Origin of the sequence: Actinocorallia sp. B10E7 (genome assembly GCF_039871655.1) — a bacterium.
Lineage (GTDB): Bacteria > Actinomycetota > Actinomycetes > Streptosporangiales > Streptosporangiaceae > Actinocorallia.
In genome coordinates this window covers 796,321-820,108 of the sequence record NZ_JBDPLZ010000002.1, presented here as the reverse complement: position 1 = coordinate 820,108, position 23,788 = coordinate 796,321, and the positions used below count along the sequence as shown (strand labels likewise).

Below are 23,788 nucleotides of genomic sequence, written 5' to 3'. Positions count from 1 at the left end.
GGGGATCCCGGCGAACGCGCTCTAGTAATCTCGGCAGGTCAGCAAGATTTCTAAGGAGCCTGAAGACATGGCGCTTGAACGCCCTGAGATCGACTTCCCCGAGGGCCCGCCGCCCGCCAACCTCGAGATCACCGACCTGGTGGTCGGGGACGGGGACGAGGCGACCCGCGGCAGCCAGGTGACGGTGCAGTACGTGGGTGTGGCGCACTCCACGGGCGAGGAGTTCGACGCGTCCTGGAACCGGGGCGAGCCGTTCACCTTCCCGCTCGGCGGCGGCCGGGTCATCAAGGGCTGGGACATGGGCGTGGCCGGCATGAAGGTCGGCGGCCGCCGCCGGCTCGTCATCCCGCCGCACCTGGGCTACGGCCAGCGCGGCGCGGGCGCGGCGATCAAGCCGGGCGAGACCCTCATCTTCGTGGTCGACCTGCTCGCCGTGAAGTAGACGGGCGGACCGAGGCGGCCCGGGTCACGAACCCGGGCCGCTTTCGTGTCCCTGGCCGGGCAGCGCCGAGGCGTCCAGGGCCCCGCAGGCGACTCCGCGCTGGAGGCGTTCCACGAGGTGGGGATCGGGCACGGGAGCCGCCTTGACCTTGCCGATGGTGGTCTCCACGCCGGTGAGGTGGAAGTCGAACAGGGCGGCGTAGCGGGCGGTCAGGTGGGCCGGGTGCAGGTCCCAGCTCTGGTAGAAGCCGTGCGCCAGGGAGTGCCGGACGCCGGTGGCGTGGGCCTGCCAGCACGCGGTGATCTCGTCGCTGCCCTCGTCGCGGGGGACCAGGTGCGACGGGCCGTCCGACAGCCGGATGCCGCGCCCGGCCACGGACGTCTGCAGGATGTGCCGGGCGAAGTCGCAGGCCGGGTGGTCCAGCCGCTGCTCCTCGTGGGGCAGCCCCAGCGCCGCGGTGTAGGAGGCGGCGCCGAAGTGCACGGTGCCGATCCTGCCCTGGCCGGAGGTGAGGATCCGCCGGACGCCCAGGCCGCCGCGGTGGTCGGCCACCGCCTCGGGCCGCTCGATCTGGATCTCGAAGTGCAGCACCCCGCCCGGCAGGCCGAGCGCGGCCTCGAGCCGGTCGAGGTACTCGGTGAACACGCCGACCTGTTCGGCCGCCATGACGTCGGGCAGCGTGATGGTGAAGCCGCCGGGCAGCCGGCCGAGCCGGTCGCGCAGCGAGGTGAGGAAGCCGTCGAGGGTGCGCATCGCCCGCTCGTGCCCGCCGCCGGAGAACGACTTGACGCGCACCCCCCAGAAGTGCGGGAGCTGCTGGGCGTTGTAGGCGGCGGCGACGGACTCGACGGCCTGGGCGACGTGGGCGTCCTCCTCGTCGTCGCCGCGCGTGCCGTACGCGTCGGCGAAGTCGATGCGCAGGTCCTCGATCGGCTCGCGGGCGAGCTTGGCGGCGACCCGCGAGCGGATCGTCCCGGCCAGGCTCGGGTCGAGGGTGAAGGCGGTGCCGAAGGAGCCGTCGCCCGGGGTGTGCTTGTTGAGCAGCCGCAGCGCCCGCTCCCCCCACTCCGCCGGGGTGGCGGGGGAGAAGCGGTCGGCCGGGACGAACACCGTGTGGACTGGCTGACGGCCCCCGGCGGGTCCGGGGAACTGGCTGGCTAGATCGGCGGCCAGGGCGCGTACCCGCTCCGCCAGATCGTCGGTCTTCGACAGGCTGAGGTTCACAAGGAGATGATCCCCCAAGATCCGGAGAATGTGTCCCCCGGTTTCAAGGTGATGAGGTCGACACCGGTGTTGAATGCGTTGGGCGGACAGGTCATCGGCTCGACGGCCAGTCCGGTGCGCGCCTTTTCTCCGGGAAGGTCGTCAGCGGTGTAGAGCTGGAACCAGGGGTGGCCGCGGTCCGCCCACAGCCCGACGGTCCGGCCTCCTCCGCTGAGCCCGACCCACACCCGCTCTTCTGTGGACGGCAGCCCGGTGTAGGCGGTGTCGATGCGGCGGTCGCCGAAACGGCCGCCCGCGGTCAGGTCGTAGCGGGTGCCGGTGACGGGGACGGGCGCCCCGGACGGGATGAGCCGGTCGTTGACGGGCTGGTAGTGGGTGGCGCCGAACGTCACGGTGCACTCGTCCAGCGGCAGCCCCACGGTGAGGTAGGGGTGCGCGCTCTGCCCGTAGGGGGCGTTGCGGGTGCCGGAGTTGGTGGCCGAGAGCGTCACGTTCAGCCCCCGTTCGGCGTCGAGTTCGTAGGTGACGGCCAGGTCGAGCCGGTACGGGTAGCCGGGACGGCCGAGCAGCCGGTGGCGCAGGGTCACGCGGGAGTCCCGGCGCTCGCCGGCCGTCCAGGACTCCCAGCGCACCAGTCCGTGGATCGCGCAGTCGCGTTCGGGCTCGGTGACGGGGGTGCGCTGTTCGACGCCCTCGAAGACGTACACGCCGCGGTCTATCCGGTTGGGCCAGGGCGCCAGGATCTGGCCGAGGGCCGCCGGGACCACTTCGTCGGGGTCGTGTTCCAGGACCAGGGGCCGGCCGGCGAGGGTGAGGGAGCGCAGCGTCCCGCCCTGCTCGGTGACGACCGCCCGGTAGGGGCCGGCGGTGATGGTGTGCTGGGTGCCGGTGAGCGTCATGCCGCCATTGTCGCGGACCGTTCCCGCCCAAGATCCTCTAGGGCTGTCACAGTTATCTGGCCGCTCCGTGGACAATCTCCTATCTCCCTCATGCCCAGGGGGAAATTTCACCGACCGCGGGTGCCGGCTCCGACCCGGACGGCTACGGACCGGCGGGCAGCCCGAGCCGGGCCAGCACCGCCCGCTCCTCCCCGGGCGCCGCCGAGACCACGGGGGTCGCCAGCCGGCGGGCCGCCTCCCTCAGCAGCGCGGAGACCTCCGGCGGCGGGGGCTCCGCCGCGATCACGATGACGGTGACGAGCGGATCCTCGTCCAGCGCGGCCAGCGCCTGGAGGGTGGAGCGCCCGCACACCGCGGCCGACAGGTCGCGGGAGCCCACCGGCAGCACCCTGCCGCCCTCTCCGGCGAGGGTCAGCGAACGCAGCACCCGGCCGGTCGCCTCCGCGCCGACCCCCACGACGCCGAACCTGCCGGGCGGCAGGGTGCCGGGCGCGGCGCCGGGGCCCAGGACCAGCCTCCCCAGGGCGGCGGCCTCGTCCTTCAGCGCGATCTCCTCGGAGAGGGTCAGCTCCGCGCCGGACAGCAGCACGTCGCGGCCCCGCCTCAGCGCCGCGACCGCCTCGCGGAGGGCGTGCGGTCCTGCGACCGGGACCGGTTCGCTCACGCAGAGGCCAGCCTGGAGGAGGGCCGGTTGAGCGCGAGTACCGCCCTGCAGCCCGCGAGCAGGCCCCAGGCCAGGTCTGCGCCGGAGTAGCGGCTGGAGGCCACCAGCCTGCGCACGGCGGGCGCCAGCGCTTCGCGTCCGGCCAGGGCGCGCAGCACCGCCGCCGCCTCGCCGCTGGGCTGCCCCGCCGCCGCGCAGTGCAGCAGGGAGGCCGACAGCGAGGTGGTGCGGGTCTCCGCGTCGGTGGTCACGGCGGCGCCGAGCCAGTCGGCCAGCCACACCGCGCGGGAGCCGCCGGTCGTCACCTCGCCGAGCAGCCGCAGCGACAGCAGCATCCCGGCGATCACGTCGTCGCCGCTGGGGGTGAGGCCGGGGCCGAGCCCGACGATCCGCTCGGCCGCCTGTACCGCCTGGGCCAGGTCGCCCGCCGCGCAGCCCGCGGCCAGCGCGGCGGGGCCGGGGTGCCCGGCCAGCCCGCAGGCGCGCGGGTCCAGCGCCGTCTCCAGCAGCATCGCCCCGTGCCTCAGTCTGGCCTCGGGCAGCGGGCCGAGCACCGGGCGCGAATCCCACCAGCGCTTCACCCTGACGCGCAGGCCGCCCGCCTCCGCGTATCCGTCCCCGACCCAGGCGGTGTCGCCCTCGCGCACCCCGGCGAAGGGCTGCTGCTTGACCCCGGCCGGGACCACGATGGAGTTGGCCGGGCGCATGCCGTCGGATCCGACGAGCGCGACGACGCGGGGTTCGCAGCCTCCGTTGAGCCGCAGATAGACGGCCGAGGGGAAGACCGCGATCACCCTGGCGGGCCGGCGCGGACGTTCCACCGCCTCACGCACGGCGAGCCCGGCGGCCCCGGGAACCGGGGCGCGGACCGGCTCGGCGCCGTGGTCCGGCGCGACCGGGTGGGGCACGGTCCTGAGAGCAGCCTCGCTCCGTTCGATCACCGGATCGCCTCCGTCTTTGTGATGTCAACGGGACGTTAACCGTATGACCAAGATCGCCGTATGGAGAAAGTTGCCAAGGATACTTGCCCTTGTTCGTCTTTCTTGTGAGGGTTGTCGCGCAATGGAGAACCGAACAGACCTCTGGACCAGACGCACCGGCGAGAACCGCGCCCTCCCGCCCCGGCTGCGGCTGGCCAGTACCGGCACCCTCACCTACGGCCTGCCCGTCCGCGAGGTCCTGGGCGTCTCCACCCTCGCCGACGCCGAACTCGTCGCCGGCGCCTCCGGGCTCGACCGGGTGGTGCAGCGCCTCAACGTGATGGAGGTGCCCGACGTCCTGGCCTGGGTCAAGCCCAACGAGCTGCTGCTGACCACCGGCTACCCACTGCGCAACCGCCCCGCCGCGCTCGGCCACCTGGTGACCGGGCTGAACGAGCGCGGCGTCGCGGCGCTGGCCGTCAAACCCGGCGCCTACCTCGACGAACTGCCCGCCGAGATGCTCGCCCAGGCCGACCGGCTCGGCTTCCCGCTCATCCAGCTGCCCGAGCACGTCGGCTTCGACGACATCCTCAACCAGGTGCTCACCGACATCCTCAACCGGCAGGCGGCGATCCTCGCCCGCACCGAGGAGGTGCACCGGGCGCTGGTCCAGATCGTCCTGTGCGGCGGCGGGCTGCGCGAGGTGACCGAGGAGCTGGCGGCCCTGCTGCCCGGCGCGGTCCTCACCCTGGACGGCGAGCAGCGCGTCCTGGCCCGGGCAGGCGACCCGCAGGACCTGCGCGCGCTGGAGGACTGGCTGGACGACCACCCCGAACCGGGCCTGCACGGCGACCGGCTGGCGGTGCCGGTCGCCGCGGGCGGCCTCGACCACGGGCTCATCGCCGCGCACTGCCCCGGCGGCGGCCTCAGCGACACCGAGGTCGGCATCCTCGAGCGCGCCGCCACCGTCGCCGCCCTCGTCATCACCAAGCAGCAGGCCGTCGCCGCGGTGGAGAGCAAGTACCGCGCCGACTTCCTGCGCGACGTGCTCGCCGGACGGGCCGGAGACGGCTCCCGCGTCGTGGCGCACTGCGCCGGATTCGGCTGGGACCTGGACCGGCCCGTCGCGGTGCTCGTCGCCTCACCGGACCTCGACGCCGCCGGCGCCGACGAGGAGGCCGCCAAGCTCGCGCAGGAGCGGCTCGCCGCGGCCTGGACCGCGGCGGTGCGCCGCAGGGACCGGGCCGCCGCGGTGGCCTCGTTCGCCCACGAGATCGTCGCGGTCGTCGGCCTTCCCTCGATCGGCGACCTGCAGGACCTGGTGACCGGGCTGGTCCGCGAGGTCTCCTCCGGGGAGTCGCCGGTGTTCTCCACCGGAGTCAGCCGCCCGGTGAAGACGCCCGAGGCGCTGCCCGACGCCTACGACCAGGCGGTCAAGGCGGTACGGGTCGGCCGGCAGATGCACGGCCCCGGCGAGACCGCGCACTTCGACTCGCTCGGCGTCTACCGGCTGCTCAGCCTGGTGGAGGACACCGCCGAACTGCACTCCTTCGTCCGGGAGACGCTGGGCGAGCTCGCCGAGGACGCCGACCCGGAGTCGGCCGACCTGCGACGCACCCTGCAGGTGCTGCTGGAGACCAACCTGAACGTGGCCGAGACGGCGCGCAGGCTGCACTTCCACTACAACACGCTGCGCTACCGCATCGGCAAGCTGGAGCGGCTGGTCGGGCCCTTCACCGAGGACCCGCACCTGCAGCTGAACCTCAACCTCGCCCTGCAGGTGCTGCGGATGCGCGGGATCTGAGGCTCAGCCCTCGGCGTTGCCGCCCAGGGACTCCGGCAGGTAGTTCTCGATGGCCGCGGGCTTGAAGCCCTGGTCGCGGATCCAGCCGAGGATCGTCCGCATCTGCGAGGCAAGGCCCTTGCGGTAGTGCATGAGGACGATGTCCCCGGGCTTGAAGCCCTGTCCCCCGTCACCGCGCACGAAGGCGTCGGGGACGCCCTGCGGCGACCTCGTGCCGTTGTAGAACTCCGCCGACCACAGCAGCACGGACTTCATGCCGCACTCCTTGGTCACCTGCAGCGTCGTCTGGTTGTAGCTGCCGAACGGCGGGCGGAAGACGGTCGGGCGGCGGCCGTACTGCTCCTCGATCTTGTCCGAGGCGCCGCAGATCTCCTGGCGCTGGCCCTCGGGACCGAGCAGCGCGAGGTTCTTGTGGTTGACCGTGTGGTTCTCCATGCGGGAGCCGGCGTTCTTCAGCGCCCAGAAGTACGGCCCGTGTTGCGGGATGTAGACCGAGGTGAGGAAGGTCAGGATGGGGACCTTCTCCTTGCGCACGATCTCGGCGAACTCCGCGTCGTACTCGTAGCCGTCGTCGATGGTCAGGAAGACGACCTTCTCCTGCGTCTCGATCCGGCTGATGACGGGCGGCAGCCCGTCGGCGGACGGCTTCGGGAGCGTCCACGAGCCCGGAGCGGGCCTGGGCCAGGACTGGTCGGCGAACACCGCGCGGTACTCCGCCCGCATCTCTTCCGCGTCGGGGCCGTTGACGGCCTGGACCCGGACCGAGGGCCACACCCCGGCGGCCAACGCCAGGACAGCCGCCACCGCACTGGAGAGGAGGGGGAAACCACCGCGCATGATGAACAATCTCGCACACCCTGGTGATCGCTGGCGAATCCGGCACGCCGATCTCTCCGGCCCGCCGCCGGGGAATCCCACCGCCGTCCGCCGGGGGCGGTTATGGTCGAGAGATGTTGAGGATCGCGGCGGTACTGCTGGCCACGGACGAGGACGCCGTGGCCCTCATCGACGGCGAACGCAGGGTCGACCGGGACGTCAGGGCGCTGCGCGAAGGCGGCTGCGGCCCGATCCTGGTGGTCACCGGCGCGGTGCCGATCGAGGTGCTGGGCGGGCTGATCGTGCCCGACCCGCACTGGCGGGACGGTCCGGCCTCCGGCGTCCGGGCCGGGCTGGCCGCGCTGCCGCCGCACACCACCAGCGCCGTCCTGGCCCGCACCGGGGCGCCGGGGTTGACGCCGGGCGCGGTCCGGCGGGCGATCGAGGAGGGCGCGCGCCCGCCGGGCGATCCCGGCGCTCCGGCCGACCTCGCCTTCCTCGACCTCAGCGGCCTCGCGGACCGCATACCCTGATTGTCGATTGACTCAGTAGGGATTGATGGAGCATCCTGAGATGGTGCTGCGTGAAGACTCGTTCCGCGGACAGCAGGTCCGCGACGCCGGCCGCCCGGGCACCGGCGAGGATTTCGAGATGCGCTGGGAGTGCCTGCGCGGATCCGGCCACCACACCCCCGCGGAGCAGTTCTTCGTCCGCTGCCACAGCGGGGTCCCCGAGATCGATCCGCGTACGTGGACGATGCGGCTGCACGGCGACGGCCTGCTCGGCGGCCCCGTGGAGTTCGGCCTGGAGGACCTGCGCGCCTTGCCCTCCCGCTCGGTGACCGCGTTCATCGAGTGCGCCGGCAACGGCCGCAGCCTCTACACCGTCCAGCAGAACCAGCGGGTGGAGGGCACCCCCTGGGGCCTGGGCGCGATCGGCGTCGCCCACTGGACCGGCGTCCCGCTGTCGGTGCTGCTGGAGCGGGCCGGCCTGCGCGACGACGCGGTGGACCTGCTCCCCCGCGGCCTGGACCGCCCCTTCATCAGGGACGGGGTGGACTACGGGCCCGTCCGCAGGCCCCTGCCCGTCTCCAAGGCGATGAAGGACGTCCTGGTCGCCTACGAGATGAACGGCCACCCGCTGCGGCCCGAGCACGGCCACCCGGCGCGGCTGGTCGTGCCCGACTGGGTGGGCGTCGCCTCGATCAAGTGGCTCGGGGACATCGAGGTCTCCACCGGCCCCCTGCACTCCCCCTGGGACACCGACTTCTACCGGCTGTTCGGGCTGGGGCACCCGCCCGAGGGCAGCGCCCCGCTGACCACGGTGCCGGTCAAGAGCGCCTTCGAGCTCTCCCCCCGCGCGAGGATCGCCAAGGGCCGCGAGTACCTGCTGACCGGACGCTCCTGGTCGGGCAACGGCGCGATCCGCTCGGTCGAGGTGAGCACCGACGGCGGCCTGCAGTGGCGCCCCGCCCGGATCGTCGGCCCCCGCCTGCCCCACACCTGGGCCCAGTGGGAGTTCCCCTGGTCTCCCTCGAGCCGCGGCCCCGCCGAGCTCATGGCCCGCGCCACGGACGAGCTGGGCGTCACCCAGTCCCTCGGCGCCCCCTACAACACCAAGGGCTACCTCTTCGGCGCGGTCGTCCGCCACCCCGTCACGGTCGTCTAATCCTCGTCGGGCTCCTCGGCCTCGTGGACCTGGTGTCTGGGATGGAGCATGCTCCAGAACAGGAAGCACAGGCCGAACGCCAGCATCACCAGACCGACCCACAGGTTGATGTCCACGCCCTGGGCCTTCTGGCGGGCGGCCGGGCTGTCGATGATCCCGACGACCGTCAGGATGACGCCGTAGATGGCGAAGAGACCGCCTATGACGACCCGGATGTCGAGCAGGTTGGCCAGCAGTTCGGTGAGCAGACGGCGCATCTCGGGCTCCTACCAGAACGGGATGTAGCAGGCCAGGGACAGGGCGAGCGCGCCCAGGCCCAGCTTGACGGGCGAGCGGTACCACTTCTCGTCGCCGGCCTGGAAGTCGTCGGGCCGGTCGCTGGGCAGGCCCCGCACCAGGCCCTTCAGCTCCTCGTCCGACTTGGACGTGCCCGCCGTCGCCAGGCTGACCGCGACGGACACGGTGATGTCCACGACGAACGCGATGCCCGCGCCCCAGAAGCTGGCGTTGAGCTCCGTCCCGTAGAAGTCCTCCAGCGGCCCCGCCAGGAACAGCAGGTAGGACGTGACGGCGCTGAGCGTGCCGATCAGCAGCCCCCAGAAGCCCGCCCAGGGCGTCATCTTCCGCCACACGAGACCGAGGATGAAGGTGGCGAACAGCGGCGCGTTGAAGAACGAGAACAGCTGCTGCATGTAGCCCATGATGTTGCTGTACTGGGCGGCGATGAACGCCGTCATGATGCCGCCGACCACGGCCACGACGGTCATCCACCGGCCGGTCGACACGTAGTAGGTGTCGGGGCGGCCCTTGCGCAGGTGCCCCCTCCAGATGTCGTAGGTGAAGACCGTGTTGAAGCCCGAGACGTTCGCCGCCATGCCCGCCATGAACGAGGCGAGCAGCCCGGTGAGCGCGACCCCCAGCACCCCGTTCGGCAGCAGGTCCCCCATGAGCAGCGGGATCGCGTTGTTGTAGGTGGCGCCGGGCTCGCTCAGCGCGGGGAACACCACCAGCGCGATCATGCCGGGGACCACGGTGAGCACCGGGATGACGATCTTGGGGAAGGCCGCGACGATCGGGGTCATCCGGGCCGCCGCCGTGTTCTTGGCCGACAGGCCGCGCTGCACCTCGGCGAAGTTCGTCGTCCAGTACCCGAACGACAACACGAAGCCCAGGCCCAGCAGGATGCCCAGCCAGCTCGCCTGCATCGGGTTGTCCGCGGTGGACCCGGTGTCGGCCCAGGTGTGCAGGCCCGGCTCGCCCAGCGGGGAGTCGTTTCTGATCCGGTCGGCCAGCCCGCCGAGGCCGCCCACCTTGATCAGCCCGAGCACCACCAGCGGGATCAGCCCGGCGACGATCACGAAGAACTGCAGCACCTCGTTGTAGATCGCCGAGGACAGGCCGCCCAGCGTGATGTACGCCAGGACGAACGCCGCGGCGACCACCACCGAGACCGGCAGCGGCCAGCCGACCAGCGCCCGCATCACCAGCGCCAGCGCGTACAGGTTGATGCCCGCGATGAGGATCTGCGCGATCGCGAAGGTCACCGCGTTCAGCAGCTGGGTCTGGGAGTTGAACCGGCGGCGCAGGAACTCCGGCACGCTGTGCACGCCGGATCGGTAGTAGAACGGCATCATCACGATGCCGAGGAAGACCATCGCCGGGACCGCGCCGATCCAGTAGTAGTGCGTGGTCATCAGCCCGTACTGGGCGCCGTTGGCGGCCATGCCGAGGATCTCGGTCGCGCCGAGGTTGGCCGACAGGAACGCCAGGCCGGTGATCCAGGCGGGCAGCGAACGCCCGGACAGGAAGAAGTCCACGCTGGAGCGGATCGTCAGCCGCGCGGCGAAACCGATCCCGAGCACGGTCGCGAAGTAGATCGCGAGGATCAGGTAGTCCAGGGCGGTGACGTCGAGCCTGAGCTCACCGTCCTGCGCGGCGGGAAGTGTCACCCGCCGTGCATTCCCGCCCCGGCGGCCCGCCAGCGGGCGATGGAGCGATCTTGACCGAGGTCAGCGGGGTTCTTGGGCCTCGCCGCGTTCGGCGATCAGCTGCCGGAGCTCGGTGACCGCGGTCCAGGCGGCCTCGCCCTCCGAGCCCTGGATGCCGACGGCACCCTTGGAGGTGCCGTCGGAGAGGTCCAGGTAGGGCCAGGGGGCGCCGCGCTCGAACGAGACGCCCACCACCTCGGCCCAGCTGTAGCGGTGGGTGCGCAGCGGGTTGACGACGGTCAGGCCCTCGTCGTCCGCGGTGACCCGGGCCCGGGCGACCATCGCGAGGATGGCCGCCACGAGCAGGCCGAAGAGGAGCATGCCGATCCGGTCGACCAGCTTGAAGGTGTCGGCGATCGCGAGGGCCAGCCAGATCATGAGCACCATGATCACGGCCGCCATCGCGTAGGCCATCGCCCGGGTGCGGCGGGGCCGCCAGGTCTTGCCGGTCACGGATCCCCGCTAGTCGATGATCTTCGAGATCGGGATCTCGAGGATGTCGCGGCCGCCCGCGGCCTTGACGTTCGGAATGAGCTCGTTGATGCCGTTCTTGGCCACGACGCTCTCCACCGCGAACATCTCGCCGCCCGCCAGCGGGGTGACGGTCGGGGAGGCCATGGAGGGCACCACGTTCAGCACGTCCTGGAGCTGGGCGGCCGACACGTTCAGCTTGATCAGCACGTTGCCGCGGGCCCGGATGACGCCCTGCAGCAGCAGCGCGATGTCCTCCATCGCCGCGCGCTTCTCGGGGTTCTCGTAGGCCTCGCGGTTGGCGACCAGCTCGGTGTAGCTGACCAGCAGGGTGTCGAGGATGCGCAGCCCGTTCTTGCGCAGCGACGAGCCGGTCTCGGTCAGGTCGACGATCGCGTCCACGATGTCGGGGACCTTGGCCTCGGTGGCGCCGTAGGACGGCACGACCTTGGCCTTGACGCCGTGCTCGGCCAGGAACCGGTCGGTCAGCGCCGGGAACTCGGTGGAGATGCGCACGCCGTCCGGCAGGTCGGAGACCTTCTGCCAGGGGGCGTCCTGCGGCACCGCCATGATCACCCGGACCGGGTTGGAGGTGGCCTTGGAGTACTTCAGCTCGCCCAGCGAGACGACGTCCGCGTCGGTCTCGCTGATCCAGTCGCGGCCGGTGATCCCCAGGTCGAACAGGCCCTGCTCGAGGTAGGTGGGGATCTCCTGCGGGCGCAGCACCCGGACCTTGTCGATGCGCGGGTCGTCGATGGACGCCCGGTAGTCGCGGTCACTGGAGCGCTGGACGGCCAGGTCGGCGGCGCCGAACAGCTCGAAGGTCGCCTTTTCCAGCGAGCCCTTGGGAAGTACGAGGGAGAGCACAGTGATGCCTTTCAGTGATGGTCAGGGATGGCGTGGTCTGGGAACCGTTCCGGAGCCGTCAGGAGCGTCGATGCTCCATGCCGTGCCCGGCATGGCTCCCGTGACGCGGCCCTCGCAGGTCTTCTGCCGTGCTGAGCGCGGTCACATTCGCCTCCCTGCCTCGCTGAACGCGGGTAACGTGCCCGCCGTGTTGCGGGCACGTTACTCTACCGCGCTCGGATCTCAGACTTCGCTCCGCCGCAGTTCACGGAGGGTCAAAGCGGCGTCCAGCGCGGCCACGACCGACTCCCAGCCCTTGTCCTCGGCGCTGCCGGGCAGACCGGCCCTGTTCTCGGCCTGGGCCAGGTTCTCGCAGGTCAGGACGCCGTTGCCGACCGGGGTCGCCTCATCGAGGGCGATCCTGGTCAGACCCGCGGTCACCGAGTCGCAGACATAGTCGAAGTGAGCGGTCTCACCCCTGACGACGCAGCCCAGGGCCACGACCGCGTGGTGGGTGCGGGCCAGCTGCTGGGCCACGACCGGCAGCTCGAGGGCGCCCGCCACCCGGACGGCGGTCGGATGGGCGCCGCACGCCTTGGCGGCCTCGACGGCCCGGGCCAGCAGCTGGTCGGTGATCGGGCCGTGCCAGCGGGCCGCGACGATCCCGATGGTCAGGCCGCCGGCCTCGACCGTGGTGTCCTGAGGACGTCCTTCGCCGCTCATCACAGCCCCTCGATGTGGTGTCCGAGCCGGTCGCGCTTGGCCGTCAGGTAGCGGAGGTTGTGCTCGGTGACGTGGACCGGCATCGCGGCCCGGCCCAGCAGCCGCACGCCGAAGCCGGTGAGGGCCTCGACCTTGGCCGGGTTGTTGGTCAGCAGCCGCACCGACTCCACGCCCAGGTCGGCGAGGATGTGCGCGGCGTTGGTGTAGTCGCGGGCGTCGACCGGGTGGCCGAGCTCGACGTTGGCGTCCACGGTGTCGGAGCCCTGGTCCTGCAGCGCGTAGGCCTTGAGCTTGGCGATCAGGCCGATGCCGCGGCCCTCGTGCCCGCGCAGGTAGACCACCACGCCCCGGCCCGCCAGCGCGATCTCGGCCATCGCGGCGTCGAGCTGGGCGCCGCAGTCGCAGCGGTCGGAGTGCAGGACGTCGCCGGTGAGGCATTCGGAGTGCACCCGCACCAGCACGTCCTCGCCGTCGCCGAGGTCTCCGTAGACGAGGGCGATGTGCTCGCCGCCGTCGATGGAGCTGGTGTAGCCGAAGGCGCGCCAGTCGCCGAACCGGTTGGGGATGACGGTCTGGGCGTCGCGGGAGACCAGGCGCTCGGTGCGCTTGCGGTAGGCCACCAGCTGCTCGATGGAGATCAGCTTGAGGTCGTGCTCCTTGGCGAAGACCTCCAGCTGGGGCAGCCGGGCCATGGTGCCGTCGTCGTTGACGATCTCGCACAGCACCCCGGCGGGGCGGCAGCCGGCCAGCCGGGCCAGGTCGATGGTGGCCTCGGTGTGGCCGCGCCGCACCAGCACGCCGCCCTCGCGGGCGCGCAGCGGCACCACGTGGCCGGGGCGGCGCAGGTCGGAGGGCACGGTGCCCGGGTCGGCCAGGAGGCGGATGGTGTGGGCGCGGTCGGCGGCGGAGATGCCGGTGCTCACGCCCTCGGCGGCGTCCACGCTGACGGTGTAGGCGGTGCCGCGCACGTCCTGGTTGGTGTGGTACATCGGCGGCAGCTGGAGCCGGAGGCAGTCGGCCTCGGTGAGCGGGGCGCAGATGTAGCCGGAGGTGTAGCGGACGGTGAAGGCCATCAGCTCGGGGGTGGCGTGCTCCGCGGCGAAGACGAGGTCGCCCTCGTTCTCGCGGTTCTCGTCATCGACCACGACGACCGGACGGCCCGCGGCGATGTCCGCGATCGCCTCTTCGATGGTGCTGAAAACGCTCACTGCCGCGCTCCGATCATGCGCTCGACGTACTTGGCGACGACGTCCACCTCGAGGTTCACGGGGTCTGAGGGACCCTTGCGACCCAGGGTGGTCAACTCCAGGGTGGTGGGGATGAGGCTGATGGTGAAGGAGTCCTCGGCCGCCTCCACCACGGTGAGGCTGACGCCGTCGACCGTGATCGAGCCCTTCTCCACCACATAGCGGCTGAGCGCCTCGGGCAGGGAGATGCGGACGATCTCCCACTTCTCCGACGGGACGCGTTCGACGATCACGCCGACCCCGTCCACATGGCCCTGGACCAGATGGCCGCCGAGCCTGTCCTGCAGGCGTACCGGCCGCTCCAGGTTGACTCTGGAGCCGGGCTCCAGGGCGCCGAGAGAGCTGCGCTCCAGCGTCTCGCGCATCACGTCCGCGGTGAACGTGTCGTCCTTGAGGTCCACGACGGTCAGGCAGACGCCGTTGACCGCGATGGACGAGCCGTGTGCGGCGTCCGAGACGACCAGTGGCCCTCGGATCTGCAGAACGGCCGATTCCGGGCCGTCCGTCTTGCTGATGATCTCGCCGAGTTCTTCGACGATTCCGGTGAACACTCCCCTGTCCTCCCTTATCTGGCGGGGAGCTCCGGGGGTGAGGAAAACCACACCCTCGCCCATGCGGGCAGGGTACGGCGCGCGCGCTGCCTCCCATCCGGACTGTCACCGTCGGTACCGGAATTCCACCGGCTCAACCGGCCGATGGCTTCGGCCGGGTCGCGGACTCTTACCGCCGGTTCGGAATTTCACCGACCCCGGAGCACGCTGTGTTACTGCTGTTTTCACTGAACGTCGCCGCAGGCCGCTGCCTGAGTTGGCAGTGACACTACTTCACGTTGCGAGTCTCATGACTCTCCAACAAGTTTGCCATGGCCGGTGTTCCTCGGCACAGCCGGGGGCGTCCGTCTTCGGACGGCGGGGCCGCGGCCGGTCAGCCCCTGCCGAAGCCGATCGGGCGCTCCGGGCGGACCGTCTTCTCCGCCAGGGCCTTGAGGTTGCGCACCGCCTCGGCCGGGTCCTCGGCGCCGTAGACGGCGCTTCCCGCCACGAACACGTCAGCGCCGGCCTCGGCGCAGCGCTCGATCGTCTCGGCGGAGACCCCGCCGTCGACCTGAAGCCACAGGTCGAGGTCCCGGCCCTTGATCAGCTCGCGGGCGCGGCGGATCTTGGGCAGCACCACGTCCAGGAACTTCTGGCCGCCGAAGCCGGGCTCGACCGTCATCAGCAGCAGCATGTCCAGCTCGCCCAGCAGGTCCTCGTACGGCTCCACCGGGGTGGCCGGGCTCAGCGCCAGCGAGGCGCGGGCGCCCGCCGCGCGGATCATCCGCAGCGTGCGGATCGGGGCCTTGGCCGCCTCGGCGTGGATCGTGACGCTGCCCGCTCCCGCCTCGGCGTAGGCCGGGGCCCAGCGGTCCGGGTCCGCGATCATGAGATGGCAGTCGATCGGGATGCTGCTGTGCTTCAGCAGCGACTCGACGATCGGCAGCCCGAGGGTGAGGTTGGGGACGAAGTGGTTGTCCATCACGTCGACGTGCACCCAGTCGGCGGCGTCGGAGACGGCCTCGATGTCACGCGCCAGGTGGGCGAAGTCGGCGGAGAGGATGCTCGGAGAGATCTGTATTCCCATGATGCACCGAGTTTAGGGTTCGGCCAGGCCAGAGCGCTCACCCGGACGGGGGAACGCGCGGGGGCACCGGTGTCCCGCCGGCCAGGCCGAGGCGCTCGAACGCCACGGGGGCTCCCCAGACCGCCCACGCGCCCGCGAGGGCGGCCAGGGCGAACACGGCGGGGGCGAAGGGCGAGGCGAGGCCCACCATGACCAGGTAGGCCGCGGTCGGCAGGCAGAGCACGGCCAGGCCGGCCAGGACGCGCAGCGCGCCCCGGCGCCAGCCCCTCGCCGGATCCAGCGGGGGCACCCCCGCCCGCGGCGCCAGGCCCGCCAGGCAGCCCGCGAGGAAGCCGCAGCCCGCGGCACCGGTGTCCGAGGAGATCCTCGGCCCCTGTCCGCCCGACCTGCGAACCGCCTCGACCCACGTCCAGGGGAACGTCTCGTCGCCGAGGCCGCGGGCGGCCAGGACCGTCACCCCGAACAGCACGAAGGGCGGCAGCACCGCCAGGGCCAGCCGGTCGGGCAGCGGCCATCTCCGCCACCAGTCGGCCAATCGCCCCGTCCAGGCCATCGCCGCGGCCAGCACGGCCAGGCCGAGTCCCCAGCCCGCCAGGATCTGGTCGACCGAGTGCACGCCCAGCGCGTGCCTGGACCAGCCGATGCCCAGCGCCATCACGACCGCCGCCGCCCAGGCGGCGCGGCGACCCAGGGACCAGGCCAGGACCCCCCACACCACGACGGCGTTCTGGGCGTGGCCCGAGGGCATGCCGAACGAGTCGACGTACGCGCCGGGGACGATCGATGGATCGATCCAATACGGGCGCGGCTCGGACGTCCACAGCTTGACCAGTTCGTTGAGGGAGCTGCTGAGCATCAGCAGCACCAGCCCCCTGGCGCCGGCGACCGGACTCACGCACCAGTAGACGACCAGCAGGAACGGGATGGAGAACACCGCGCTGCCGATCGCCGAAAGTATCTGAGCCATCACTCGATGATCGCATCCGCGGCGGGATGCTCCGGACGCCCGTCCACTCAGGCGGTGCGGCGCAGCAGGGCGAGGAACATCGCGTCGGTGCCGTGGCGGTGCGGCCAGAACTGGGCGTACGGGCCCGCGCCCAGGCCCGAGAGGTGCGGGGCCACCTGAGTCAGGACGTCCACGGAGTCCAGGCGCTGGACGTCCTGGCGGGAACGCAGCACGTCGTCGACGACGACCCTCGTCTCGGCCAGGTGCGGAGAGCACGTGACGTAAGCCACGACGCCTCCGGGGCGGACGGAGTCCAGGGCGGTGCGCAGCAGGTCGCGCTGGAGCGGGCCCAGCTCGGCGACGTTCTGCGGGGTGCGGCGCCAGCGGGCCTCCGGTCGGCGGCGCAGGGCTCCCAGGCCGGTGCAGGGGACGTCCACCAGCACCCGGTCGAAGCTCTCCGGCTTCCAGGCGGGCCGGGTTCCGTCGGCGACCAGCACGGCCGTGCCGGGCGAGACCACCTTGCGCACCAGCTCGGCGCGGTGCGGCTGAACGTCGCAGGCCACCAGGCGGGCGTCCCTCTGCCCGGCGAGGCCCGACAGCAGGGCGGCCTTGCCTCCGGGGCCCGCGCACAGGTCCAGCCAGCGGGCGTCCGGGCCCTCGACGGGAACCGCGGCCAGGGCCAGCGCCACGAGCTGGCTGCCCTCGTCCTGGACCCCGGCCCTTCCCTCCCGGACCGGCGCCAGTTCCCCGGGGTCGCCTTCGGGCAGGTAGGCCCCGTACGGGGAATACGCGGCGGGGCCTGCGCCCAGCTCGTAGAGCTCGTCCACGGACGCGCGTCCCGGGCGGGCCACCAGCGTGACTCCGGGGCGCTCGTTGTCCGCCGCCAGGAGGTCCTCGATCTCGTCCTTGCCGACCGCGTCGCGCAGCGCCGAGACCACCCACCGGGGATGGCTGTAGGTGACGGACAGGCGGCCCAGCTCGTCCTCGGGCGCCACGATCACCAGCCACCCGGGCAGGTCCCGGGTGGTCACCCGCCGCAGCACCGCGTTGGCGAACTTCGCCTGGCCGGGGCCCGCGACCGACCGCACGAGGTCGACGGTGGTGGAGACCGCCGCGTGCGCCGGGATCCGCGTCCGCAGCAGCTGGTGCGTCCCGAGCCGCAGGAGGTCCCGCAGCGGCGCGTCGATCTGGTTCACCGGACGGTCGCTGCACATGTCGAGGATCGCGTCGTACGTCCCCCGGCCGCGCAGCGTCCCGTACGTCAACTCGGTCGCCAGCGCCGCGTCGCGCCCTCCGAGCCCGCGTTCCCGCAGCACCTTGGGCAGCAGCAGGTTCGCGTACGCGTCCCGCGTGTCCACGGCCCGCAGCACGTCGTAGACGGCCTTGCGCACCGCGTCTCCGGGCGTCCGCCGCTGCGCCTGCCGCGCGGGCCTCCGATTGTCGTGGCCCCGGTTCCGGTGGGCGCTACGCCGCCGCTGCTCAGGCATCCGTCTTCTCCCCTGACACACCAAACCCGCCCAGACCACAGCCGAACAGGGTGAATGACATCCGTTCTCCGCGCCGACCCGGGGTCACCGGAGGCGGTCTTCCGGGGTGAGACGGAGGCCGCGCGCCCAGTCCACGGCCCTCATGCGCTTCTTGCCGGGAGGCTGGACCTCGCTCAGGGCCACCGGGTGGGTGGCGGTGCCGACCAGGACCTCGTTCTTGGTGACCTTCAGCTCGCCGGGGGCCAGGGGGCCCGCGCCGGCGGCCAGACGCACGGGACCGAGCTTGAGGCGGTCGTCGCGGAAGGTCGTCCAGGGACCCGGGGCCGGAGTGCACGCGCGGCAGAGGCGGTCCACCCGCATGGCGGGGGCGTTCCAGTCGACCCGGGCGTCCTCGGGTGTGAGCTTGGCCGCGTGGGAGACGCCCTCCTCCGGCTGCGGGACCGCGCGCAGGGCGCCGGCCTCCAGGCCGTCCATGGTGTCGCGCAGCAGGCGGGCGCCCGCTTGGGACAGGCGCTCCAGGAGGGTGCCGCTGGTGTCGTCGGGCCGGATCGGCTCGGTGAGGTGACCGAAGACCGGGCCGGTGTCCAGACCCTCCTCGATGAGGAAGGTCATCGCGCCGGTGATCTCGTCCCCGGCGAGGATCGCCCGCTGGACCGGGGCCGCGCCGCGCCAGGCGGGCAGCAGCGAGAAGTGCAGGTTGACCCAGCCGAGCCGGGGGACGTCCAGGGCCGCCTTGCGCAGGATCGCGCCGTAGGCGACGACCGGGCAGCAGTCGGGGGCCAGCTCCTCCAGCCGCCGCAGGAAGTCCGGGTCGTCCGCCTTGGCGGGTTTGAGGACCTCGATGCCGCGGGCCTCGGCGAGCTCGGCGACGGGGCAGGCCACCAGCTTCCGGCCGCGCCCCGCGGGGGCGTCCGGACGGGTGACCACGGCCACCACCTCGTGATCGGACTCCAGCAGCGCCTTGAGCGGCGGCACCGCCGTCTCGGGGGTTCCGGCGAAGACCAGTCTCATCTCAGATGGCCCGCCCGAACGTCCGGTGCGGAGAGTCCCTGACCGCCGGCGCGGGCTCGCCGAACCACTCGGCCTCCCGGATCGCCCTCATCGCGAGCTTCCGCTGCTCGGGGTCCATCCGGTCGATGAACAGGATGCCGTCGAGGTGGTCGGTCTCGTGCTGGACGCACCGCGCCAGCAGCTCGGTGCCCTCCACCGTGATCGGCTCGCCGTGCATGTTGAACCCCCTGGCCACGGCCCGGTAGGCGCGCGGCGTCGGGAACGACAGCCCCGGCAGGGACAGGCACCCCTCCTCGCCGTCCTGCTGCTCCTCGCCGAGGTCCAGCGACGGGTTCACCAGATGTCCGAGCCGGTCGTCCACGTAGTACGTGAACACCCGCAGGCCCACGCCCAGCTGGGGCGCGGCGAGCCCCGCGCCCGGGGCGTCGATCATGGTGTCGGTGAGGTCCTTGACCAGCTGCCGCAGCTCCTTGTCGAAGTCCTTGACGGGCTCCGCCGGCGTCCGCAGCACCGGGTCACCGAACAAACGTATCGGCTTGACCGCCAAAGCCATCTCCTCAAGCTGAAGGTTCTCCGGATCAAGCCCAGTCTACGAGCGCCTTCACCCCGGTTTCGCCAGCTCGCACGACCGACCGCGCCGCGCCCCGCGAGGGCGGGGCGCGGCGGCGGGACTACCGGGACTACTTGGAGCGGGCCTTGAAGGCCGCCTTGCGGGCGAGCTTGGCGAACTCCTTGTCGTGGTGGTGCTCGCCGATCGCCTCGAGGACCTCCCCGACGTGGGGGTGGTCCAGGCGCCAGACGCCCCCGACCAGCTCGGTGAGGTCGTTGTCGACCTCGCTCTCGGCCAGGGCGATCTGGACGGCGTCGTGCGGGCCCACCGCCTCGACCATTCCGGCGAGCGTGTCGACGAACATCCACTGCAGGTCCGACTCGGACGGAGCCGTCTCCTCGTCGCCGTGGGTGTTCAGCCAGATCGCGGCGTACGGGCGGGTCTGCGGGGCGTCCAGGGCGCCGCGGACCAGCGGCTCGGCCTCGCGACCGACCTGCTGCAGGACGACGGCGGCGATGTTGCGCTGAGCCGGGTGGCCGTCGCGCATCAGCTCCAGCAGCCCGGTCGCGGCCTCCTCGGCGGAGCGGGCCGCCAGCCACAGGCCGATCTCCTGCTCGGCGGTGTCCTCCCGGTGGTGCACCAGGCCCGCGACCAGCTCGTCCGCCGAGCCCTCGGCGAGGTCGCCGATGAGCGGGGCGGTGTAGCCGTCGGCCAGCAGCAGCTCCCGGACGGCGTAGACGCCCAGCGGGGTGAAGGAGACCTCGCCGTCGGCCGACGCCAGCGCGCCCCAGCGGGCCAGGCCGTCCAGCTCCATCCGCAGCGCCTGCGGCAGGCCCTGCGCGAGGGTCTGCGCGTCGGCGACCTCATAGGTGTCCTGGACGTGCTCGATCAGGCCGGAGACCAGCTCGCCGAGCGGGGCGGCGGTGCCGTGCTCGTACAGGTGCAGCAGCACGCTGGGCAGCTCCCCCTGGCACACCTCCAGCGGGCTGAGCGCCTCGCCCTCGGCGAACTCGTGGGTGACCACCCCGTCGAACAGCGCGATCCACAGGCCCAGCGCGGCCTCGTCGTCGCCGGTGTCCAGGCCTTCGGCGCGGCGCGCGCGGCCGCCCTCCACCTCCACCAGGTCGGCGTGCCGCACGGCCCGCCAGAGGTGCTCCAGCTCGAGGTTCTCGCCGTCCTCATCGGAGGGACGCAGGCCGAGGGCCTCCACCGCCGTCTTCACGTCGTCCTCGGCGAGCCGGCCCTCTTCCAGGGCACGGCCGTCGGCCCAGGCCGCCAGCTCGAGCGCGCTCGTGAAGAGCGACGACGCGCGGGCCGCGGCGACCAGCTCCTCGCGGGGCGCCAGCCGGACGGGCGGCACCACGTTGTCCGCGGCGAACTGCCGCATGGCACGCTCGACCTTCTCCTCGTCGGAGAGGGACTCGAACTCCCGCACCCACTCCTCGACGGCGGCCTCGTCGTCGAGGTCGACGCCGTCGGCGCTCATCATCCGGTGGAACAGCTCGGCGGCGTTCCCGTCGTTCTCGCTGCTCTCCTCCAGCGCCGCGGCGAACTCGGGCCCGACCGTGTCGAGCACCCCGGTCAGCTCGCGCACGCGGGCCTCGTCCAGCTCCCCGCCCTCGGCGAGGAAGGACACCAGGTCGCGCGCCGCGCCCAGCACCGCGGGCCCGTCCTCCGGCCCCGCCACCACGTTCTCGGGGAAGTCCTCCAGCAGGATCTCCCGCAGCAGTTCCCCGTCCAGCTCCGCGGTCCGGTTCAGGTCGGCCAGCTCCACCAGGATGCGCGCCCCGTGCAGGTCGGCGCCCCCCTTCGCGGCGGCCCACGCCTCGAACCCTTCGACCGTCGTTTCCACCCACTTCTCAGCCACCGTCGTACCCTATGCCCCTCCCCACCCCTCTCCGCGCGAGAACGCCGGAGCCGTCGGCCGAGAATCCCTCCACCTCCGGGCTTTCCCTCCCCGGCACCGCTTCTTCCGCGGGCGGCCACCTGCCCGCCGACCGTCCGCCGCACGAATCCCGCCGCCGGACGACTCCTCGTGAGCGGCTCCCGGCGGACCGCCCCGGGGACGGCTCAGATGAGTTCCAGGGGGTCGACCTCGACGCGGACGGGATCGGGGGCTTTGCGGGCGCTGCGGATGCCCTGGGTCTCCTTCAGGCTCCGGGCCAGGGCGGGCGCCGCGGAGGCGGGGACGCGCAGGAGGGCCCGCTCCCGGCCGCCGCCCACCGGGACGGGGCCGAGGACCTCGGCTTCGGAGGGCAGGCGGGTGGTGTCCAGGAAGTCCTTGAGGGCGTCCGGGGTGCCGGTGAGGGACGCCATCCGGGCGGCCGGGGGGAAGCGCAGCCCACGGCGCTCGTCCAGCTCCCGTTCGGCGAAGGTGACCGGGTCCCAGCGGACGACGGCCTGGACGACGGGCAGCGCGGAGTCGGCGACCAGCACCACCCCGCCGTGCGGGCGGACCAGGGCCGCGGCGTTCAGCCAGCGGCGCAGCGCCTCCTCGTTGGCGCGCAGGTCGGCCCGGCCCAGCAGCGCCCAGCCGTCGAGCAGCAGCGCGGCGGCGTAGCCCCGCTCGGCCACCGGTTCCGCGCCGGGCGTGGAGACGACGAGTTCCGGGCGGCTCCCCACGGACGCCAGGACGCCGTCCCGGCCCGAGGTCCGCACCGTCACGCCGGGAAACGCCCGGCCCAGCTCCTCCGCCGTCCGGCCGGCGCCCACCACGACGGCCCTGATCTGGCGGTCTCCGCATGCGGGGCACTTCCAGCCGCCCGCGAGCCCGCCGCACCACAGGCAGTGGGGGACGGAGCGCGACGACTCCAGCGCCAGCGGCCCGGCGCACCCGGCGCACCGGGCGGGCTCCCGGCACCGGCGGCAGGCCAGCGCGGGCAGGTAGCCGCGCCGGGGCACCTGCACCAGCACCGGCCCCTCGGCCAGCGCCTCCCTCGCCGTCCGGAACGCCAGCGCCGGCAGCCGCGCCGTCCGCGCCGCCTCGTCCCTGGCCAGCTCGGCGTCCTGGCCCGCCGGGCGCACCAGCGGCATCCGGCCCCGCACCGTCTCCCGCGCGGCCGCCAGCCCGTGCGCCCATCCCCCGGCGATGAGCTGCGTCGTGTCCGCGGTGCGGGTGAACCCCCCGAAAAGCGCTCCGGCCCCCGTCCGATGCGCCCTCAGCGCCAGCACCTCCCGCGCGTGCGGGTAGGGCGCGTGCGGCTCGGCGTGCACGTCGTCCCCGTCGTCCCACAACACCACGAGCCCGAGTTCCCGCACCGGCGCGAACATCGCCCCCCTGGTCCCGACGACGATGCGCGCCTCCCCCCGCAGCACCCGCGACCACTGCCGGTACCGCTTCTCCGGGCCCGCTTCGGCCGTCAGCACCACCCATTCCGGACCGGCCTCCGGCTCCGCCTCAAAGGCGGCTTCGGCCGTCGAAGAGTCCCGGCCCAAGGGCTCCGGCGCGTCGGCGGGGTCCGGCTCCGCGGGGGGGTTCTGCGCAGTGGCGCCGTCGGACGCGAACTCCAGGGTGAGGGCGGTGTCGAGGCGGGCGGCCTCGCGTCCGTCGGCGACGACGATGAGGGTGCCGCGGCCGGAGGCGAGGGTGGCGCGGGCGGCGCGGGCGACGGCGGCGGGCCAGTCGGGGCCCGGCAGCGCGGTCCAGACGGCCCGGGGGGACCTGCCGTCGGCGAGTGCGGCCAGGAAGGAGGGGCCCGCCGGGTAGTCGGCCCAGGGGCCGGGGTCCCGCGGGGCGGGGACGCGGGAGGGGCCAGGGGCCGATGGCTGCTTCTCGGCGCGGGCGTGGCGGGGCGGAATCGCCAGCCGCAGGACGTCGGCGAGGGTGCCGGCGTGGCGGTCGGCGAGTTCGCGGGCCAGGGCGGCGATCTCCGGGGTCAGCACGGGCTCGGGGGAGATCACCCGTTCCAGGAAGGCCAGCCTGCCCTCGTGCTCGCTCTCGGCGACTCTCTCCAGCAGGTAGCCGTCCATGAGCTTGCCCGCGAAGCGCACCCGTACCCGGCATCCCGGGACCGCTTCGGCGTCGAGCTTGGCGGGCACGAGGTAGTCGAACGGCCGGTCCAGGTGCGGCAGGGAGACGTCGACCGCCACCCTCGCGACGGGCAGAGCCGACGCCTCCTCGGGCACCCCTTTGCGTCGCGCCGCCGGACGGCCCGTACCGGGCCGCGTCCGCTCCCCCGCGCGCTCCAGGACCGGAACCCCTTCCAGCCCCGGGATCAAACCGTCCTCGCTCACCCCCCACACCTACCACTCGCCGCCCGTCTCCCGGGCACGGCGCGCACCTCCCGAAGGCCGCACGACCGCACCGGAGAGAAAGGACTACAACATCCATTAAGGAACGATCAAAGCGGAGAAAAAGGCCAACCGCAAGGAGAGAAGCATATCCGCGAATCCACGCCCCAACGATGTCGAACATCCCGGAAAGGCATCGCCCTCGGCACCCCTCATGACGATCATCAAAATC

General features: G+C 72.6%; 23 protein-coding genes and 1 riboswitch. Of the genes, 4 read left to right on the top strand and 19 right to left on the bottom strand.

The genetic code is table 11. The features are described from left to right. The first annotated feature begins 67 nt into the window (after positions 1 to 67). Positions 68 to 442: an FKBP-type peptidyl-prolyl cis-trans isomerase gene (locus tag ABGB12_RS08985; RefSeq protein WP_347675808.1), complete on the top strand. Its 375-nt coding sequence runs from the start codon at positions 68 to 70 to the stop codon at positions 440 to 442. Positions 443 to 466: 24 nt separating this feature from the next. Here ABGB12_RS08985 and ABGB12_RS08980 read toward each other — a convergent pair whose 3' ends face one another. The 4 genes from ABGB12_RS08980 to ABGB12_RS08965 form a co-directional block, all read right to left on the bottom strand. Beyond that, positions 467 to 1,666, bottom strand: coding sequence for an aldolase (locus ABGB12_RS08980; protein WP_347675807.1), 1,200 nt, complete (start codon positions 1,664 to 1,666; stop codon positions 467 to 469). Beyond that, positions 1,663 to 2,565 carry an aldose 1-epimerase family protein gene (locus tag ABGB12_RS08975; protein WP_347675806.1) on the bottom strand — a complete coding sequence of 301 codons (903 nt, stop codon included), beginning with the start codon at positions 2,563 to 2,565 and terminating at the stop codon, positions 1,663 to 1,665. Before ABGB12_RS08975 ends, ABGB12_RS08980 begins: the two co-directional genes overlap by 4 nt. A 142-nt stretch (positions 2,566 to 2,707) precedes the next feature. Further along, a complete protein-coding gene (locus ABGB12_RS08970) occupies positions 2,708 to 3,229 on the bottom strand; it encodes a hypothetical protein (RefSeq protein ID WP_347675805.1) in 522 nt (173 codons plus the stop codon). Continuing rightward, positions 3,226 to 4,170: a DUF2877 domain-containing protein gene (locus tag ABGB12_RS08965; protein ID WP_347675804.1), complete on the bottom strand. Its 945-nt coding sequence runs from the start codon at positions 4,168 to 4,170 to the stop codon at positions 3,226 to 3,228. The genes ABGB12_RS08970 and ABGB12_RS08965 overlap by 4 nt, the downstream gene beginning before the upstream one ends. Positions 4,171 to 4,291: 121 nt before the next feature. Here ABGB12_RS08965 and ABGB12_RS08960 point away from each other — a divergent pair, with 121 nt between their 5' ends. Next, the gene (locus tag ABGB12_RS08960; RefSeq protein ID WP_347675803.1) at positions 4,292 to 5,953 is read left to right on the top strand and encodes a PucR family transcriptional regulator ligand-binding domain-containing protein; all 1,662 of its coding nucleotides are present in this window, start codon (positions 4,292 to 4,294) and stop codon (positions 5,951 to 5,953) included. Between the two features lie 3 nt (positions 5,954 to 5,956). On the opposite strand, the gene ABGB12_RS08955 is transcribed toward ABGB12_RS08960, so the two are convergent. Next, positions 5,957 to 6,790 carry a polysaccharide deacetylase family protein gene (locus tag ABGB12_RS08955; RefSeq protein WP_347675802.1) on the bottom strand — a complete coding sequence of 278 codons (834 nt, stop codon included), beginning with the start codon at positions 6,788 to 6,790 and terminating at the stop codon, positions 5,957 to 5,959. Positions 6,791 to 6,903: 113 nt separating this feature from the next. Here ABGB12_RS08955 and ABGB12_RS08950 point away from each other — a divergent pair, with 113 nt between their 5' ends. Continuing rightward, complete coding sequence (locus tag ABGB12_RS08950; protein WP_347675801.1) at positions 6,904 to 7,302, top strand: NTP transferase domain-containing protein; 399 nt, start codon at positions 6,904 to 6,906, stop codon at positions 7,300 to 7,302. Positions 7,303 to 7,342: 40 nt separating this feature from the next. Next, positions 7,343 to 8,437, top strand: coding sequence for a sulfite oxidase (locus ABGB12_RS08945; RefSeq protein WP_347675800.1), 1,095 nt, complete (start codon positions 7,343 to 7,345; stop codon positions 8,435 to 8,437). Here ABGB12_RS08945 and ABGB12_RS08940 read toward each other — a convergent pair. From ABGB12_RS08940 to ABGB12_RS08875, 14 genes are all read right to left on the bottom strand, one after another. Next, complete coding sequence (locus ABGB12_RS08940; protein WP_347675799.1) at positions 8,434 to 8,694, bottom strand: hypothetical protein; 261 nt, start codon at positions 8,692 to 8,694, stop codon at positions 8,434 to 8,436. The two genes, ABGB12_RS08945 and ABGB12_RS08940, sit on opposite strands and share 4 nt — an antisense overlap. Before the next feature lie 9 nt (positions 8,695 to 8,703). Next, complete coding sequence (locus tag ABGB12_RS08935; RefSeq protein WP_347675798.1) at positions 8,704 to 10,386, bottom strand: sodium:solute symporter family protein; 1,683 nt, start codon at positions 10,384 to 10,386, stop codon at positions 8,704 to 8,706. A 60-nt stretch (positions 10,387 to 10,446) separates the two neighbouring features. After that, positions 10,447 to 10,878 carry a PH domain-containing protein gene (locus ABGB12_RS08930; protein ID WP_347675797.1) on the bottom strand — a complete coding sequence of 144 codons (432 nt, stop codon included), beginning with the start codon at positions 10,876 to 10,878 and terminating at the stop codon, positions 10,447 to 10,449. A 9-nt stretch (positions 10,879 to 10,887) separates the two neighbouring features. Continuing rightward, entirely contained in the window at positions 10,888 to 11,763 is an 876-nt protein-coding gene (gene hisG / locus ABGB12_RS08925) for an ATP phosphoribosyltransferase (protein WP_347675796.1), read from the bottom strand. Between the two features lie 222 nt (positions 11,764 to 11,985). Then, positions 11,986 to 12,465 carry a 6,7-dimethyl-8-ribityllumazine synthase gene (gene ribH, locus ABGB12_RS08920; protein ID WP_347675795.1) on the bottom strand — a complete coding sequence of 160 codons (480 nt, stop codon included), beginning with the start codon at positions 12,463 to 12,465 and terminating at the stop codon, positions 11,986 to 11,988. After that, on the bottom strand, positions 12,465 to 13,673 hold the full coding sequence (locus ABGB12_RS08915) for a bifunctional 3,4-dihydroxy-2-butanone-4-phosphate synthase/GTP cyclohydrolase II (protein ID WP_347675794.1): 1,209 nt from the start codon (positions 13,671 to 13,673) through the stop codon (positions 12,465 to 12,467). Before ABGB12_RS08915 ends, ribH begins: the two co-directional genes overlap by 1 nt. Then, a complete protein-coding gene (locus ABGB12_RS08910; RefSeq protein ID WP_347676128.1) occupies positions 13,670 to 14,263 on the bottom strand; it encodes a riboflavin synthase in 594 nt (197 codons plus the stop codon). The genes ABGB12_RS08915 and ABGB12_RS08910 overlap by 4 nt, the downstream gene beginning before the upstream one ends. A gap of 79 nt (positions 14,264 to 14,342) precedes the next feature. Continuing rightward, positions 14,343 to 14,473, bottom strand: a riboswitch (FMN riboswitch). A 163-nt stretch (positions 14,474 to 14,636) separates the two neighbouring features. After that, a complete protein-coding gene (gene rpe / locus ABGB12_RS08905) occupies positions 14,637 to 15,332 on the bottom strand; it encodes a ribulose-phosphate 3-epimerase (protein WP_347675793.1) in 696 nt (231 codons plus the stop codon). Positions 15,333 to 15,369: 37 nt separating this feature from the next. Further along, positions 15,370 to 16,299 (bottom strand): phosphatase PAP2 family protein, encoded by a 930-nt coding sequence (locus ABGB12_RS08900; RefSeq protein ID WP_347675792.1) that lies wholly within the window; start codon positions 16,297 to 16,299, stop codon positions 15,370 to 15,372. Positions 16,300 to 16,346: 47 nt separating this feature from the next. Further along, positions 16,347 to 17,765, bottom strand: a complete 1,419-nt coding sequence (locus ABGB12_RS08895; RefSeq protein ID WP_347675791.1) for a transcription antitermination factor NusB — start codon at positions 17,763 to 17,765, stop codon at positions 16,347 to 16,349. An 84-nt stretch (positions 17,766 to 17,849) separates the two neighbouring features. Further along, positions 17,850 to 18,776 carry a methionyl-tRNA formyltransferase gene (gene fmt, locus ABGB12_RS08890; protein WP_347675790.1) on the bottom strand — a complete coding sequence of 309 codons (927 nt, stop codon included), beginning with the start codon at positions 18,774 to 18,776 and terminating at the stop codon, positions 17,850 to 17,852. Between the two features lies 1 nt (position 18,777). Further along, a complete protein-coding gene (gene def, locus ABGB12_RS08885; protein WP_347676126.1) occupies positions 18,778 to 19,323 on the bottom strand; it encodes a peptide deformylase in 546 nt (181 codons plus the stop codon). A 133-nt stretch (positions 19,324 to 19,456) separates the two neighbouring features. Continuing rightward, entirely contained in the window at positions 19,457 to 21,193 is a 1,737-nt protein-coding gene (locus ABGB12_RS08880) for a hypothetical protein (protein WP_347675789.1), read from the bottom strand. A 203-nt stretch (positions 21,194 to 21,396) separates the two neighbouring features. After that, positions 21,397 to 23,559, bottom strand: coding sequence for a primosomal protein N' (locus ABGB12_RS08875; RefSeq protein WP_347675788.1), 2,163 nt, complete (start codon positions 23,557 to 23,559; stop codon positions 21,397 to 21,399). Positions 23,560 to 23,788: the final 229 nt, after the last annotated feature.

Excerpts from the sequence above, each read along its gene's own strand:
- ribH (WP_347675795.1), bottom strand. The coding sequence starts at position 12,465 with ATGAGCGGCGAAGGACGTCCTCAGGACACCACGGTCGAGGCCGGCGGC.
- ABGB12_RS08955 (WP_347675802.1), bottom strand. The coding sequence starts at position 6,790 with ATGCGCGGTGGTTTCCCCCTCCTCTCCAGTGCGGTGGCGGCTGTCCTG.
- ABGB12_RS08940 (WP_347675799.1), bottom strand. The coding sequence starts at position 8,694 with ATGCGCCGTCTGCTCACCGAACTGCTGGCCAACCTGCTCGACATCCGG.
- ABGB12_RS08945 (WP_347675800.1), top strand. The coding sequence starts at position 7,343 with ATGGTGCTGCGTGAAGACTCGTTCCGCGGACAGCAGGTCCGCGACGCC.
- ABGB12_RS08960 (WP_347675803.1), top strand. The coding sequence starts at position 4,292 with ATGGAGAACCGAACAGACCTCTGGACCAGACGCACCGGCGAGAACCGC.
- fmt (WP_347675790.1), bottom strand. The coding sequence starts at position 18,776 with ATGAGACTGGTCTTCGCCGGAACCCCCGAGACGGCGGTGCCGCCGCTC.
- rpe (WP_347675793.1), bottom strand. The coding sequence starts at position 15,332 with ATGGGAATACAGATCTCTCCGAGCATCCTCTCCGCCGACTTCGCCCAC.
- ABGB12_RS08900 (WP_347675792.1), bottom strand. The coding sequence starts at position 16,299 with ATGGCTCAGATACTTTCGGCGATCGGCAGCGCGGTGTTCTCCATCCCG.
- ABGB12_RS08975 (WP_347675806.1), bottom strand. The coding sequence starts at position 2,565 with ATGACGCTCACCGGCACCCAGCACACCATCACCGCCGGCCCCTACCGG.
- ABGB12_RS08895 (WP_347675791.1), bottom strand. The coding sequence starts at position 17,765 with ATGCCTGAGCAGCGGCGGCGTAGCGCCCACCGGAACCGGGGCCACGAC.
- ABGB12_RS08950 (WP_347675801.1), top strand. The coding sequence starts at position 6,904 with ATGTTGAGGATCGCGGCGGTACTGCTGGCCACGGACGAGGACGCCGTG.
- ABGB12_RS08985 (WP_347675808.1), top strand. The coding sequence starts at position 68 with ATGGCGCTTGAACGCCCTGAGATCGACTTCCCCGAGGGCCCGCCGCCC.